The organism is Cryobacterium cheniae (assembly GCF_004403395.1).
GTDB lineage: Bacteria > Actinomycetota > Actinomycetes > Actinomycetales > Microbacteriaceae > Cryobacterium > Cryobacterium cheniae.
Genome location: NZ_SOGN01000007.1, coordinates 25,240 through 39,801, shown reverse-complemented (window position 1 = coordinate 39,801; position 14,562 = coordinate 25,240). Strand labels below are relative to the sequence as shown.

General features: G+C 69.6%; 15 protein-coding genes. 6 read left to right on the top strand and 9 right to left on the bottom strand.

What is annotated here, in order from left to right:
* Positions 1-364: 364 nt before the first annotated feature.
* The 3 genes from E3T23_RS00790 to E3T23_RS00780 form a co-directional block, all read right to left on the bottom strand.
* Positions 365-1,846, bottom strand: a complete 1,482-nt coding sequence (locus tag E3T23_RS00790) for an amino acid permease (RefSeq protein ID WP_134368521.1) — start codon at positions 1,844-1,846, stop codon at positions 365-367.
* A 135-nt stretch (positions 1,847-1,981) separates the two neighbouring features.
* Positions 1,982-3,397, bottom strand: coding sequence for a phosphohexomutase domain-containing protein (locus tag E3T23_RS00785; protein WP_134368520.1), 1,416 nt, complete (start codon positions 3,395-3,397; stop codon positions 1,982-1,984).
* A complete protein-coding gene (locus E3T23_RS00780) occupies positions 3,394-3,627 on the bottom strand; it encodes a DUF3499 family protein (protein ID WP_134368519.1) in 234 nt (77 codons plus the stop codon). The genes E3T23_RS00785 and E3T23_RS00780 overlap by 4 nt, the downstream gene beginning before the upstream one ends.
* A gap of 44 nt (positions 3,628-3,671) precedes the next feature.
* Between E3T23_RS00780 and E3T23_RS00775 the strand changes: the two genes are divergently transcribed.
* Together E3T23_RS00775 and E3T23_RS00770 are read left to right on the top strand one after the other, a co-directional pair.
* Positions 3,672-4,124, top strand: a complete 453-nt coding sequence (locus E3T23_RS00775; RefSeq protein WP_134368518.1) for a metallopeptidase family protein — start codon at positions 3,672-3,674, stop codon at positions 4,122-4,124.
* 208 nt (positions 4,125-4,332) lie between these two features.
* Complete coding sequence (locus E3T23_RS00770) at positions 4,333-5,010, top strand: hypothetical protein (protein WP_134368517.1); 678 nt, start codon at positions 4,333-4,335, stop codon at positions 5,008-5,010.
* A 176-nt stretch (positions 5,011-5,186) separates the two neighbouring features.
* Here E3T23_RS00770 and E3T23_RS00765 read toward each other — a convergent pair whose 3' ends face one another.
* Positions 5,187-6,581, bottom strand: coding sequence for a glycosyltransferase family 87 protein (locus E3T23_RS00765; protein WP_166806145.1), 1,395 nt, complete (start codon positions 6,579-6,581; stop codon positions 5,187-5,189).
* A gap of 112 nt (positions 6,582-6,693) precedes the next feature.
* Between E3T23_RS00765 and E3T23_RS00760 the strand changes: the two genes are divergently transcribed.
* Positions 6,694-7,983 (top strand): molybdopterin-dependent oxidoreductase, encoded by a 1,290-nt coding sequence (locus E3T23_RS00760; protein ID WP_134368515.1) that lies wholly within the window; start codon positions 6,694-6,696, stop codon positions 7,981-7,983.
* Complete coding sequence (locus tag E3T23_RS00755) at positions 7,980-8,480, top strand: hypothetical protein (protein WP_134368514.1); 501 nt, start codon at positions 7,980-7,982, stop codon at positions 8,478-8,480. Before E3T23_RS00760 ends, E3T23_RS00755 begins: the two co-directional genes overlap by 4 nt.
* On the opposite strand, the gene E3T23_RS00750 is transcribed toward E3T23_RS00755, so the two are convergent.
* From E3T23_RS00750 to E3T23_RS00740, 3 genes are read right to left on the bottom strand one after another with little or no spacing between them, the layout of a single operon-like run.
* On the bottom strand, positions 8,429-9,124 hold the full coding sequence (locus E3T23_RS00750) for a class I SAM-dependent methyltransferase (protein WP_134368513.1): 696 nt from the start codon (positions 9,122-9,124) through the stop codon (positions 8,429-8,431). The two genes, E3T23_RS00755 and E3T23_RS00750, sit on opposite strands and share 52 nt — an antisense overlap.
* Positions 9,121-9,792, bottom strand: coding sequence for a TIGR04282 family arsenosugar biosynthesis glycosyltransferase (locus E3T23_RS00745; protein WP_134368512.1), 672 nt, complete (start codon positions 9,790-9,792; stop codon positions 9,121-9,123). Before E3T23_RS00745 ends, E3T23_RS00750 begins: the two co-directional genes overlap by 4 nt.
* Entirely contained in the window at positions 9,789-10,457 is a 669-nt protein-coding gene (locus E3T23_RS00740) for a glycosyltransferase family 2 protein (RefSeq protein WP_134368511.1), read from the bottom strand. The genes E3T23_RS00745 and E3T23_RS00740 overlap by 4 nt, the downstream gene beginning before the upstream one ends.
* Before the next feature lie 120 nt (positions 10,458-10,577).
* On the opposite strand from E3T23_RS00740, the gene E3T23_RS00735 reads away from it, so the two are divergent.
* Together E3T23_RS00735 and E3T23_RS00730 are read left to right on the top strand one after the other, a co-directional pair.
* Entirely contained in the window at positions 10,578-11,330 is a 753-nt protein-coding gene (locus E3T23_RS00735; RefSeq protein ID WP_241977480.1) for a response regulator transcription factor, read from the top strand.
* Positions 11,327-12,511, top strand: coding sequence for a sensor histidine kinase (locus E3T23_RS00730; RefSeq protein ID WP_134368510.1), 1,185 nt, complete (start codon positions 11,327-11,329; stop codon positions 12,509-12,511). Before E3T23_RS00735 ends, E3T23_RS00730 begins: the two co-directional genes overlap by 4 nt.
* Positions 12,512-12,624: 113 nt before the next feature.
* On the opposite strand, the gene E3T23_RS00725 is transcribed toward E3T23_RS00730, so the two are convergent.
* Both E3T23_RS00725 and E3T23_RS00720 read right to left on the bottom strand, forming a co-directional pair.
* On the bottom strand, positions 12,625-13,689 hold the full coding sequence (locus E3T23_RS00725) for an NAD-dependent epimerase/dehydratase family protein (RefSeq protein ID WP_134368509.1): 1,065 nt from the start codon (positions 13,687-13,689) through the stop codon (positions 12,625-12,627).
* The gene (locus E3T23_RS00720) at positions 13,686-14,561 is read right to left on the bottom strand and encodes an MTAP family purine nucleoside phosphorylase (RefSeq protein ID WP_166806144.1); all 876 of its coding nucleotides are present in this window, start codon (positions 14,559-14,561) and stop codon (positions 13,686-13,688) included. Before E3T23_RS00720 ends, E3T23_RS00725 begins: the two co-directional genes overlap by 4 nt.
* Position 14,562 lies beyond the last annotated feature (1 nt).

The following is a 14,562-nucleotide window of genomic DNA, read 5'->3' as shown; positions in this document are numbered from 1 at the left end:
CAGGCTGTCGCTTCGAGGCAACTTGTATAACTTATCTGCCCGGCCATTCCCTGTCAAATCAAGGCCAGCAGCCGAATCCGAGTGCGCCGAAGCACACCGGAACATCTACCGACCCGACCAGACGAACAGCCGGAGAGAGTTACTATCTTAGGCCTCCCCCACACCGATCCGTAACGGATACAAACATGGGAACAAGCTCAAAACTATGGTTCCACGTGAGGCCGGGAAGCTCTGCGGCTTTCCGCACCTGTGGGGTACGTTTGAATACATTACGGTCCCCACACCAGGCCGTCAAAACCAGAAACCGCCCGGGCGTGTCACACCCCAAAGGGCGAAACGACCGGGCGGCATCCGTCTCGGCGCCCTAGCTCAGGGCGGACGCGTTCTCGGCCGGGGTGAGAATCTCGGACTCGTCGTCAGACTCCGAATCGTCCGGAATCCGGTGGGCAGCACCCCTGTCCCCGCGGTACTTCCAGAGGCCGATGCCGACAACGGCGGCCGCGAGCAGCAAGGACATCAGGAGTTCCATCCGGGTGCGCTCGAGGATGGCCATGCCCCCGAGCAGGGCAAGGATGGCCGCGATCGCCACCCAGGTCAGGTAGGGGAAGGCCCACATTTTCAGGGTCAGCCGACTCACGGCATCCGTGCCCAAGCGGCGGCGGAGGATCAGCTGCGACACGGCGATGACCAGCCAGACGAGGAGCGCGATCGCCCCCGAGGTGTTGACCAGGTAGAGGAAGACGGTGTCGGGCGCGATGTAGTTCAGTCCCACCGTGATGAAACCGACGACGGTGGAGGACAGGACGGCGCCGCGCGGGACGCCGCGGACGGAGATCTTGGACCAGGCCTTGGGCGCATCGCCGCGTTCCGACAGGGAGAAGAGCATCCGGCTCGCCGTGTAGAGACCCGAGTTCAGGCAGGAGAGCACGCTGGTCAGGACGATGATGTCCATGATCGTTCCGGCTCCGGGGATTCCGTAGAGCTCGATCACGGCGACATACGGGCTTTTGGCCACGGAGGCGCTGTTCCACGGGAGCAGCGTGACGACGACGGCGATGGAGCCGATGTAGAAGACGAGGATGCGCCAGACGGTTGATTTGACGGCCTTCTTGACCGCGTCGACCGGGTTCTCGGACTCGCCGGCGGCGATCGTGGCGATTTCGGCGCCGAAGAACGAGAAGACGACCACGAGCACGCCGCCGAGGACGGCGCCGCTGCCGTTGGGGAAGAACCCGCCGTTTCCGGTGAGGTTGCTCATGCCGGGCGCCGCGACCCCGGGCATCAACCCGAGGATGGCCACGACTCCGAGCAGCAGGAAGACGGCGATGGCCGCCACCTTGATCGACGCGAACCAGAACTCGAATTCACCGAACATCTTGACGGAGGCGACGTTGGTGCCCGTGAGGAGCACCATCAGGAGGAGCGCCCACACCCACTGGTCGACCTCCGGCACCCAGCGGTGCACGATGGCCGCGCCGGCCGTGGCCTCGATGCCGAGGACGATGATCCAGAACCAGGCGTACAACCAGCCGATGCTGAGTCCGGCCCAGCGACCGAGGGCTTTGTCGGCGTAGCTGGAGAACGACCCGGTTTCCGGATGTGCCGCCGCCATTTCGCCGAGCATCCGCATGACCAGGATGACGAGGAGACCCGCGGCCGTATAGGCCACGAGGATGCCCGGTCCGGCCTGCTGGATGGCGGCGCCGGACCCGACGAAGAGGCCGGCCCCGATCACGCCGGCGATGGCGATCATGGAAAGGTGTCGCGGTTTCAGGGATTTGACCAGCTGTCGGCCGCCCTCACCTTCTTTCACGGCGGTGCGGTCGGTGTTCGTCAGGTTGCCCATGTCACTCCAGTTTCAGCGGGATAGCGCTACCGCGACGGTGGGGCCGACTGCTATCCAATGCGTGTGTCAGCGTATGACACCCGAACGCGGGTGCCGAAACCGACCCGCGGGCCGAAACGTGCTCGTAACGTGCGGTCATGCGTCGGGGATGAGTGCCAGGACCTGGTCTCGGATGCGCACCATGACCTCAGGCGTCCCGGCCTCCACGGTGAGCCGCAGCCCGGGCTGTTGCTGCTGCGCCTGCTCGGGCTCGGTGCGTGACGGGCGCACGTTGACCCACCAGAACGGCTCGTCGGCGCTCGTCATGCCGGTGACCGTGAGGCCGTCGATCTCCTCGAAGTCGGCGGAACCCGTGAAGGCGTCGACGATGCGCGCGTAGACCCCGGGCAGGTCGTCGACGGCCACGCCGATCTCGCCGGAGTGGGCGTACGGCATGGCATCCGTCGCCAGCGCGGACAACGGTCGGGGCTGGAAGCCGATCTCCGCCAGGACGTGCAGGGCCGCGAGTAGACCGCTGTCGGCGCACCAGAACTGCGGGAAATAATAGTCGCCGGAGTGCCCGATTCCGAAGACGGCCCCGGTGACCCGTAACTCGGCCCGCATCAGGGAACCGCCGACCGGGGTGGGGACCGCGGCCGCGCCGGCCGCCTCGATCGTCTCCGCAACGAAGCGGGAGACGGTGAGGTCATGCAGGACCACCAGGTCCCGGGCGGGATCCTCTGTGCGGGCCCGCATAATTGTCCGCCGGGCCAGCAGTGCCCCGATCGCGGACGGCGGCACGACGCATCCGGTCTCATCCACCACCACGCAGCGGCCGCCGTCAGCATCGAAACCGAGCCCCAGGTCGGCCTCGTGCTGGATCACCGCATTTCGCAGGTCCGTGAGGGTGGCCGGGTCGGCGGGATCGATCCTGTGCGCCGGGAGGCTGGGGTCATGGTCGAAGAAGAGCGGGACGATCGTGACGGGTGACTCTCGCAAAACGAAGGGCACCGTGCGGGCGGCGGCCCCGCGGCCGGCGTCGACCACGACGGTGAGCGGGCGGATGCCGGTGAGCTCGACGAGCGCGCGCAGGCCAGCCGTGTAGTCGGGCAGCAGGTCGAGGTCACGGCGGGCGCCGGGCGTCGCCACCGGTGCCGGTCCGTCGGCCAGGTATCCGACGGCGCGGTCACGGATGGCGCCGAGACCGTGGCCCTGACCGATCTCCTGCGCGCCCGCCCGCAGCACGGTGAGCGAGGAGGCCGTGATCCGGGCGGCCGGCGCGTTCAGGGTGCCCGAGCCGAATCGGATCTCGTCGGTGGAGCACACGCCGAGGTCGACGACGGTGGCCCCCCGGACCGAAGCGCCTCGGGTGAAGGCGGCCACGAGGTCGCCCGCATCGGCCCGGTCGTGGCAGACGAGCACCTCTCGGCTCTGCGCGCCGACCTCGTCGACGAAGGCGGCGGCCAGGGCCGCCACCACATCGTCGGTCAGAGGTGCGGAGGCCGTGCCGCGCACCTCGTGGGGGCCGACGACGGCGTCGAGGCGGGCGGCGGCATCCGTCTGGGCGCTCATTCCGTGGAACCCGACTCGGTTGCCGCCTCGCCCAGGGTACGGAGGCGCACCAGTTGCCAACCCTGCGGGGCGGCGGTGAGCCGGGCATGCCGGGCGCAGAGGTCGAAGGTGTGCGGCTCTCGCTGGACGGCGAGCGGACCGAGAACGGCCATCGCGTCCGCGTAGTCGAACGTGAGAGTCGCGGCGGATTCCTCCGGGCAGGCGACACGGGAACAGGGCCGGAATGACATTGGCTACAGGCTACCGGTTCAACCGGTCGAACTAGGATAAGGGTATGTCTCGAGTTCGCCGTTCCGCCGCGTCGACCCCGGCCCCCGTTCAGCGCGGGCGCGGTCGCGACCGGCACGGCCGGGGCGTCCGCAGCTCGGCCACCGGCCCCTATCTGCCGCCTCTGCAGACGCGGAGCGACACCTTCGACATGACCGTGGTCTCCACCGTCGACTACCTCCGCTCGGTCTGGCCGGACCAGCTGAGCGATGTGACGTTCGAGGTTGCGGCCGGACCCGCATCGGTGCTGGCGGGCATCGGTGTGGAGCGTTGGGCCGTGAACGCCGCGGAGCGTCGGGTGGTGTTCTACCGTCTGCCGATCCAGCGCCTGACCCGGCTGCACCGGAACGATGATCTGCACCGGCGGATGGTGATCGAGAGCTGCGTCTTCCGTGCGATCGCCGAGCTGCTCGGCAAGGACCCGTGGGACCTGGCGCCGGATCGGTTCCGTCACTTCTAGGGTTCCGGCTTTCGGCGCACTGCTTCCGCTCACTGGCGGCCGGGTTCTGCTCGGCCGCATTTTTGTGCCCGGATCTGCGGAATTCCGAGGGCGCGGGCGGGGGGTCGCACTGATTTGAAGTAATTCCAAACCGTTTCGTGGAGGGGACCGAACCTCATTCAGCACCAAGAACCCCTGAATCCCAACCACAGACCCTAAGGATTTCCTCATGCGCACACTCACCAAGACCACGCTCAGCCTCGCCACCGCGGGCCTCCTCATCGCCGGGCTCGCCGCCTGCTCGACCACCGCCGATGCGACCGCCCCGGCCGAGAATTCCTCGTCCTCCTCCGAGGAAGCAACCCCCAAGGCCGTCGCCTCGATCCCCGCACTGTCGGGCGTCGACACCTCCGTCCTGCTCGACGCCGACTTCGCCGCCGCGCTGACCAGCCTCGGCCTTGCCCCGGGAACCGTGGGAACCGCCACCCTGACCGACGGCAGCCTGCACTTCCCGATCACCGGTGGAAACGTGGACTACTACGACCCCGAAGAGGACTACCGCCCCTTCGTCCAGGGCTCCATCGAGCACGAGGGCTCCGGCTTCTCGCTGACCGCCGGCGAGACCGTGGTCGAGCTGACCAACTTCACGATCGACCCCGGCACCAGCAAGCTGTTCGGTGACGTGAGCGTCAACGGGGAGTCGGCCGCCACCCAGGTCCTCCTCTTCAACCTCTACGGCGGAACCCTGAAGCCGCTGCAGATGGACGGCGACAACGCCATCCTCGAGGGGACCACCGTTCACATCTCGGCCGAGGCTGCCGGTCTGCTCAACGACACGTTCAAGACGGATGCCGTCGCTGACCAGCTCCTGGTCGGCATCGCGAAGATCACGGTTGCCACCAAGTAACACCGCTTTCTCGGAAGGGCCCGCCGCGCAGATGCGCGGCGGGCCCTTCTTGGTGTAGCTCGCCCGCGTCTGTGCAGCTCGCCCGCGTCGTCGGTGGTCGGGCCTGTGTTGGCCCGGTGATCGAGCCTGCCGGGACGCGGTGCACCGACGTCCGGAGTTTCCCGCGCTGGGCAGGCTCACCCACCGGGTTTCGGCAGGCGCAGGGGCGGGCGAAACAGGCGTCGCGTCACCTCGGGGCGGGCGCGGTGGATCGACATGGCGACGATCACGACGATCGCCGTGGCGATGGCCACCCGGGTGAGGGGAATCGACGGGACCAGCAGGCGGAGGGTGAGCGCCATCGGCACGAGGAGCCACTCCCAGCGGCCGCTGAGGGCGATGAACGGAAGCATCAACAGGGCATACCAGGAGTAGCGCGGGCTCAGGATGAGCAGCGCACTGCCGATCATGACGAGCTGGCCCAGCCAGGGCTGGTCCGGGTCGGTCTTCCAGATCACGAGCCCGGCGATGACGACAAGCAGCACGCCCGCGACGATGACGGCCGAACCGCCCGGCGCGATCAGCGAGAGCAGGGCGAAGCGGGTGCCGTCCTCGTACCCTTCCTCGGAGAGGTAGCCGGGCAGGTAGCCGAGCACCCCAATGCCGGTGGTCAGCACATACGGCACGTACAGCAGCAGGAAGGTGACCATGGCGGCCACGGTGACCTTCCAGCCCTGGCGCCGCAGCATGGCGGGAGCCGCGAGCACGGGGATCAACTTGGTCGCGATCGCCGCGCCGAGGGCGATTCCGCCGCGCCAATAGCGCCTGCCGGTGACCAGGAATACCGCGCTCAGCGTGAAGACGACGCCGAGCATGTCGATATGGGAGTTCGTGACGGCTTCGGTGGCGACGAGCGGACACCAGGCCCAGAGCGCGGCGAAGCGCTGGTCGATGCCGCGGCGGCGCATCCCGACCAGCAGCATCACGGTCGTGCCGACGCTGAGCAGGAGGCCCGTCAGCTGCAACGGCCAGTACTCCGCATCCGGCCCGGTGATCGCCCGAACGCCCGCGAAGAAGATCTCGGCGGCCGGCGGATAGATCGTGGGCACCCCGGTGCGGTTCAGCGCCGAACAGAGGATGTCCCCGGACTCGGTTTTCTGCGCCGTCTGGATGCGTTCGCCGACGCACACGGGCTCTCCTGCCTCGGTCAACTCCGGAGCCGGGAACAGCCAGTCGGGGCGCAGCGCATCGAGCCGATCATCGGCCGGCGTATAGGCATACGGCGAAATGCCCTCGGTGGTGACAATGCCGTCCCAGGCGTAACGCGCGGAATCCGTGCTCGTGTTCGGCGGACCGACCATGGCCGCGGCTCCGATCAAAGCCGAACCGGCCAGGATCAGCACGACCACGGCCCGGCCTCGCACCCCACGCAGGGTGAGCACGGCGAGCGCGAACAGCAGCCACAGCAAGGCGGTGCAGATGACGAGGGGCACGGTGTCCCGACCCGGTTTGAACAGGTCGTACGCGAGCACGCTGAAACCGGTCAGTCCGGCACTGGCGGCGAGGAGGAGGGAGACAACGGCGATACGCACCCTGCCATCCTGACGGAACCCGGTCGCGAGGGCATTACCGGCCGGCGCGCGCGTCACCGGACCGTAAGGATTGCGGCGCCTCTCCGGGCGCTCCGGATGATGCAATGGAACCATGAGGCGAATGATGTACGAGGCCCGGCGCGCGCTGGCGTCCCCGGTGCGCAATCCCCGGATGGCGGTCGTGATCGGCCGGCTGCTCGGCGTCGCATTCATCGTCTGTTTCGGTACCGGCCTGTACAGCCACTTCCTGCAGGACCCGCTGCCGTGGATGCGTTTCCCGACCCGGCCGGCTTCGCTCTACCAGGTCACCCAGGGCACGCACATCGTGGCCGGCATCGCGTGCTTCCCGCTCCTGCTCGCCAAGCTCTACATCGTCTTCCCCGACCTGTTCCAGTCCCCTCCGGTGAAATCGTTCCTGCACCTGCTCGAACGCGCGTCGATCGCCCTATTCGTGGGCGCGTCCCTGGTGCAGATCACCATCGGCCTGGTCAACACCTATCGGTGGTACCCGTGGCCGTTCCCGTTCCGCGAGGTGCACTACGCCCTCGGCTGGGTGCTGGTGGGACTGCTGGTGCTGCACATCGGCATCAAATTGCCGATCATCTCCCGGTTCTGGAGCGGCCGCGCCGCCGCCGAGCACGAGGCAACGGATGCCGGGAGCGAGACGGCGACCCCGGCCGACGTCGAGGCGGTGCGACTCTGGGGCAGCCGCCGGCCGCCCGGCGTGACCGGCCGGTTGATCGCCTGGATTGACGCCACACCCGCCGTGCAGCTCCGGACCGTGACCCAGACGGAGACGAAGTCCCTGAGCCGTCGCGGCTTCCTCACCACCGTCGGAATCGCCTGCGCCGCCGTCGTGGGGCTGACCGCCGGCCAGACTTTCGCGCCCCTCGACGCGGCGAACGTGTTCGCTCCGCGCAAGAAGGGCGTCGGCCCGCAGGGCGTGCCGGTGAACCGCACGGCCGAGCAGGCGAAAGTCACCGTGTCGGCCACCGCCGCCGGCTGGCTGCTCACCCTTGCTGCCGGCGGCGTGGAGCGCAGCTTCAGCCGGGCCGAGCTCGAGGCCATGCCGCAGACCGAGGTGGAACTGCCGATCGCCTGCGTCGAGGGTTGGAGCCAGCTGGCCGTCTGGCGCGGGGTTCGCCTGGCGGAACTGGCCGACCTGGTCGGCGCCGACCCGGACGCAGCCTTTCGCCTGACCAGCCTCGAGGAGCGCGGCAGCTTCCGGCAGGCCGAGATGGGACCGGAATATGTGCGCGACCCGCTGACCCTGGTGGCGCTCGAGCTCAACGGCGAGACGCTCGACCTGCAGCACGGCTACCCGGCGCGCATGATCGCCCCGGGCCGTCCCGGAGTGCTTCAAACCAAATGGCTGAGCCGGATCGAGGCGATCACCGCATGAACACCGCAGGCACGACCACCGCCCTCCCCGAGAGCGTCGACCGACGGATGCGCGTGGCCCGCACCGCACTGATCCTGACCGGCACGGCCGGGCTGCTCTTCGGCGTCTACGTACTGTTCGACACCGTGCGGATCGCCCGACTGCCCGGGGTGGCGCTCTGGATCGGCGCGGCGATCGTGCTGCACGACGCCGTGCTGGCAGTGCTGGTCTTCTTCTGCGGCATTCTGTTGCGCCGCGCGGGACGCCGGGTCACGGGCACGATCGTCCTGGTCGTGCAGGGTGCCATCGTGGTCGGCTCGATCATGACCCTGATCGTGGTGCCCGCAATCGTGGCCCAGTCGCTCGCCCCCACCAATCCGAGCCTCCTCCCGCTCGATTACGGGCGGAACCTCGCCCTGTTCTGGGTGGCCGTCGCCCTGGTCGCGACGGTCTGGTCGGCCCTGCTCTACGCGCGGAGCAAGCGTGCGAACCAGCGGCCGTCCAGCCGCCAGTCCTGACTGACGACCAGACCGGCCGCTCCGGCGCGGTCGCGGAGGCCGTCAATGCCGATTTCCGCCCAGGGAAACACGGCGCTGCGGCTGCCGGTTGCATCCTCGATCGTGCCGAGGTAGCTGTCGTCCCTGGCCGCGTCCTGGCTGACTTCGACCAGGAGCACGCCGCTCGGCGCCAGCAGTTCCGCGCAGCGCGCCAGGAGGGCGGATGCGTCGCCGCCGATTCCGATGTTGCCGTCGACGAGCAGCGCGGCCGCCCAGGCTCCCTCCCGTGGCAGAGGGTCGAAGACGCTGCCCTGCAACACGTCGAGGCCGGCGTCGGCGGCCATCCGCACGGCAGTCTCCGAGACGTCGAGGCCGAGCGCGGTCAGGCCGCGCCCCATCGCTGCCCGCACCATGCGGCCCGGACCGCAGCCGATGTCGAGCACCGGGCCGGTGATCCCATCGAGCAGGCAAAGGTCGGTGTCGTCGGCGTCGGCGCTCCACCGGCCGGCGTCGATGGTGGCGTGCTCGCCGGAGGACGCCCGGCGCAGGTAGAGCACGTCGTCGGCGTTCTTCAGCGCGGCGGCATAGGGTTCCGCGCCGCCGGCGCCGAACGTGGTCGGTTCGGGAGCCCACTCGCCCTCGAGCAGAGCAGGCAGCAGCGTCATCGGCGGCCGTCCTTTGTGCTCGGCGCCATCATGGCAGCCAGGGCCGCGGCGAATCCGCCGGTGGGCGCGATCCCGGCAACCCGGTGGGCGTCGTCGATACTGTCCACGTCGGTGAGGGTCGGCAACAGGTTCACGCGCAGGCCGGCATCCGTCAGCCGTTTCAGCTGCAACGCCCCGGTGTCGTCCCGGGACATCGGCACGCCGCGGATCAGGTCGCCGCGGATCTGGGCGCCGCGGATCTGGGCAGCGGCCGGGTCGTTCAGGGCGAGTGCCCAGAAGCCGCCGTCGTTCGCGAAACCGAACCAGGCATCCACGTCGTCGGTCCAGTCGGTGAAGACGGGTTCGAGCAGGGCGGAGGTGATCTGCGGGGTGTCCATGCCGACCAGCAGCGTGGGGCCCTCGCAGGCGTCGAACACGGCGGCGAGCCGCAGATCGAGGGTGCCCTCCACCTGCGGCAGGATCTCGTAACCGGCCGCGGCGAGCGGTGCGTTCACGCCGTCGAAGGCCAGGATCCGGCGGGTCGCGGGCAGTGCGGCGAGCGCGCCCAGGGTGTCGTCGAGGCTGGCCGCCGCGAGTTCGGCGGCCTGCTCGAGACTCAGCGGCGGGTGCAACCGGGTTTTCACGCGGCCCGGCAGGCATTCCTTGGCGATCACAACGATGGTCGTCATCGGCTCGTCTCCCGGAGGAGGGCGGACATGTCTTTGACCGCGGTCAGGGTGCCGCGCACGGTTCCGGTGACTTTGCTGCGACCGACTCGCGGCGAGTACGACGTGTCGACCTCGAGGATGCGCCAGTTCGCCTCCGCGGCCTTCAGGAACATCTCCAGCGGATATCCGCTTCGGCGGTCCTGGAGGTTGAGGTTCAGCGCGGATTCGCGGCGCACGGCGCGCATGGGGCCCAGATCATGGATGTTCACCCCTGTTATTCGGCGCAGACGCCACGACAGACTGGAATTGGCGATGCGCGCATGCAGCGGCCAGGATCTGCCGGTCACGGGCCGGCGGCGGCCCAGCACGAGGTCGGCCGTTCCGGCCCGCACGGGGTCCACCAGGAGCGGCAGTTCGGCCGGGTCCATCGACGAGTCGGCGTCGCAGAAGGCGACGATCGGTGCCGTGGCGGCGGCGAGGCCCGCGTGCGCGGCGGCGCCGAATCCGCGGCGGGGTTCGTGCACGACCAGGGCCCCGGCCGCGATGGCCACCGCGGCCGATCCGTCGGTCGAGCCGTTGTCGACGACGATGGCCCGGTACCCCACCGGCAGGCGCGACAGCACCCAGGGCAGGGCGCCGGCTTCGTTCAGGCACGGAAGCACGAGGTCCACGTGGATCACAGTCATGAATTGACACTATGGGGGCGGGCTCCGCCGGAACACCCGAAGAGATTACGGAGTGAGGAACAAACGGGGTCGCCCGCTGCGGCCCGGCACACCCGGGGCCCGCCGCCTTATCCTGAACTCGTGCCTTCTTCCCTGCCCCCGGGCGATCCGCGCTCGGCACCGTCGCCCGAGCGTCGCGTCCTCGTCGTCGACGACGACCCGACGGTGTCCGAGATCGTCTGCCGGTACCTGCGGGCGGCCGGCTTCGTGGTGGACGAGGCGGTGGACGGCCAGGCCGGGCTTTTGAAGGCCGAGCAGCTCCGGCCGGACCTCGTGGTGCTCGACCGGATGCTGCCGCTCCTCGACGGCATCGAGGTGTGCCGGCACATCCGCGGGGACTTTGCGATCCCGGTGATCATGCTGACCGCGCTGAACCAGGAAGAGGACCGCATCGACGGCCTCGAGGCCGGTGCCGACGACTACCTCACCAAACCGTTCTCCCCCCGCGAACTCGTGCTGCGGGTGCAGTCGGTGCTGCGGCGGAGCAGCGTGCCCGCCGCGCCGGCCGGGCTGGTCTCGGCCGGCGAGTTCGACCTGGACGCGCAGGCGCACGAGGTGCGGCTGCGCGGCGAACCGCTGGTGCTCACCGCGCGGGAATTCGACCTGCTGGCCTACCTGATCGGGCGTCCGCACACCGTGCTCAGCCGGGAAGACCTGCTCCGCTCGGTCTGGGGCTGGGAGTTCGGCGACCTGTCCACGGTGACCGTGCACGTGCGGCGGCTGCGGGAGAAGATCGAGGCCGACCCGGCAGAGCCGAGTCTGCTGAACACGGTCTGGGGCGTCGGCTACCGCTTCGACCCGGTTCCGCTGGCCCTCACCGGGAGGCCGTCATGACACCGGATGTCCTCCTCGTCGTCTCCCTGTTCGCGCTGGCCTGCGCGGTGGTCGTCGGCGGCGCCGGCCTGCTCACCCTGCGATTGCTCTCCCGCACCTCCCTCGTGCTGCAGCTCATGGTGATCGCCCTCGCCACCGTGGTGTCGGTCGTCGGCGGGATGGCGGCGGTCGCCTCGCAGATGTACGTCTCCCGGCACGACCTCACGGTCTTCTACTCCGTGGCCGGTGTCGCCGGGCTGGTGTCGCTGGCGATGGCCGCGGTGCTCGGCCGCCAGCTCGCCCGCGACAGCCGCACGCTCCGCTCGGCCGCGGCCAGTATCGGACGGGGGGAACGGGTCGCGGCGACGGATCGCCAGAGCAACAACGAGTTCACGGCGCTGGCCGGGGAACTGGCCGCGACGGGGGAACGCCTCGCCGAATCACGCGCCCGCGAGAACCAGATCGAGGAGTCACGGCGCGAGCTGATCGCCTGGATCTCGCACGATCTGCGCACGCCGCTCGCGGGCATCCGTGCCATGGCCGAGGCTCTCGAAGACGGGATGGTCGAGGACCCGGAACGGTACTACACGCAGATGCGCGGGCAGGTGGACCGGCTCACGGGCATGGTCGACGACCTGTTCGAGCTGTCGAAGATCCACTCCGGCACCCTGCGCCTCACGCTGCAGTCGGTCTCGCTCTACGACCTGATCAGCGACACGGTCGCCGGGCTTTGGCCGATCGCCGAGGCCAAGTCGCTCGACCTGCGCTTCGCCGGGGAGACCGGGTTGACGATCCTCGCGGACCCGCGCGAGCTGTCCCGGGTGGTCGGCAACCTCGTCATGAACGCCATTCAGCATTCGCCGGGCGGCAGCTCGATCGTGGTCTCGGTCACGGCACGGGCCGGTTCGGGTTCCGGTTCGGGTTCCGGTTCGGGTTCCGCCGACCACGCCGTGATCTCGGTGACGGATGCCGCGGGCGGCATCCCGGAACAGGACCTCGGCCGGGTCTTCGAAGCAGGCTGGCGGGCAAGCGGGCCGCGCACCCCGGCCGCCGAACCGCTGGGCGCCGGCGGCGCGGGCATCGGCCTGGCCATCGTGCAGGGCATCGTGCAGGCACACCACGGCGAGGTTCGGGTCTTCAACGTGCCGAATGGATGCCGGTTCGAGGTTCTGTTGCCCCGGCATCCGGTCGCTACGCGCTGATCTGCGCCGGACGCCCCGAACGAATTCGACGGAGATTTTGGCTGAATCGGCGCCAGAAGCGCCGAAAAAGCCGGTTCACACGAAAATCTCCGTCGAATTGGTTCACCACGGGGCTACCGGGTGACGGCGGCGCGCAGGGGCGCGGTCGCGAAGGAGCGCATGCCGTCCTCGAACGAGACGGAGGGCGCCCAGCGGAGTTCACGGCGGAGCCGCTCGGACGACGCCGTGATGTGCCGCACATCACCGAGCCGGAACTGCCCGGTGACGACGGGGACCGGGCCGTCGACGGCACGGCTGAGGGCCGCGGCCATCTCACCGATCGTGTGCACGACGCCGCTGCCGACATTGAAGGGACGGAAGGTGGACGCATCGGCGCCGGCGGTCCAGTCGAGGGCGGCCAGATTGGCCGAGGCGACGTCGGCGACGTGCACGAAGTCGCGGCGCTGGCCGCCGTCCTCGTACACCCGTGGGGCCTCGCCTCGTTCCAGGGCCGAGCGGAACAGCGAGGCGACGCCCGCGTAGGGCGTGTTCTGCGGCATCCCCGGTCCGTAGACGTTGTGGTAGCGGAGCGCCACGGCCCGGCCGCCGGTGGAGCGGGCCCACGCCGACGCGAGGTATTCCTGCCCCAGCTTGGTGCTCGCGTAGACGTTGCGGGGATCGAGCGGGTCGTCTTCGGAGACGAGCAACGGCTCCAGGGAAGCGCCGGTGGTTTCGTCGACGGGGTCGAACACCCCCCGCAGCAGATCGGCCTCGCGGCGCGGTCCCGGGCGGGTGAAACCGTTCGGGCCGCGATAGCTGCCCTCCCCGTAGACCACCATCGACGAGGCCAGGACGAGCCGGTCGATCCCGGCCTCGGTCATCGCGGCGAGCAGGACGGCCGTGCCGACCTCATTGCTGTGCACATAGTCGGGGGCGTCGGCGAAGTCCACGCCGAGGCCGACCTTCGCGGCCTGGTGACAGACGACATCCGTGTCACGGAGGGCGAGAGCGACGACGGTTGCGTCGGTCACGTCGCCGACGATCATGTCGACACCGTCGGGCAACACCGGAAGACCGCCGTGCACGTCGCTGCGGAGGGAGTCGAGCACCCGCACCGTCCAGCCGCGGTCGAGCGCGCCCCGGACGATCGCGCCGCCGATGAAACCGGCCCCGCCCGTGACGAGCAGGCGCCGGGTCACGCCTCGGCTCCGGCCGGCGTTGCGGGAGCCGGGGCGGGTCGGCGATCGAGCACGACGCCGACCTGCTCCGGGGCGATCAGCACACGGGGGGCGAAATCCTCGGGCAGGGCGCGCAGGATGCCGTCGATCGCGGCCAGGATACGCGGCTGAGCGTCCCGGAGACGCGCGAAGACCAGGCCTGCGGAGACGGCGTCCGGGTCCGCCGTGTCGTCGAGGGCCGGGGCCAGGCCGGCGTCGGCGTCGGTGACGAAGGACAGATTGACCGTGCCGATATTGAGTTCGGCGGCCAGCACGACCTCCGGGTACTGCGTCATGTTGACGGTGTGCGCACCCGCGGCGCGGAACCACAACGACTCCGCCCGGGTGGAGAACCGCGGGCCCTGGATCACGACGCAGGTTCCGGTCGGCGCGAAGTTCTCCCCGAGCGCCGCGAGCGCGCCGATGGCGAGGCGGCGCAGCTCCGGGTCGAACGGGTCGGCAGCGGCCAGGTGCGCGACCGTGCCCTGGTCGAAGAAGGTGTCGGGGCGCCCCGAGGTGCGGTCGATGAACTGGTCGGTCACGACCAGCATCCCCGGCGGGTACTCGGGGCTGACCCCGCCGACCGCCGAGGAGGAGATGACGGCCTTGACGCCCAGCGACGCCAACGCCCAGACATTGGCCCGGTAGTTGATCAGGTGCGGCGCCACCGAGTGGTCGCCGCCGTGCCGGGCCAGGAATGCGACCCGCCGACCGGCCCGCACGCCGATGGTGATCGGCGCCGAGGTCCGGCCGTAGGGCGTGAGGATGTCGACGGTGCTGTCGGTGCCGACATCGAAGAGCCGGTACAGTCCGGATCCGCCGATGACGGCGACGCTGACGTTGGCGACGCTCACG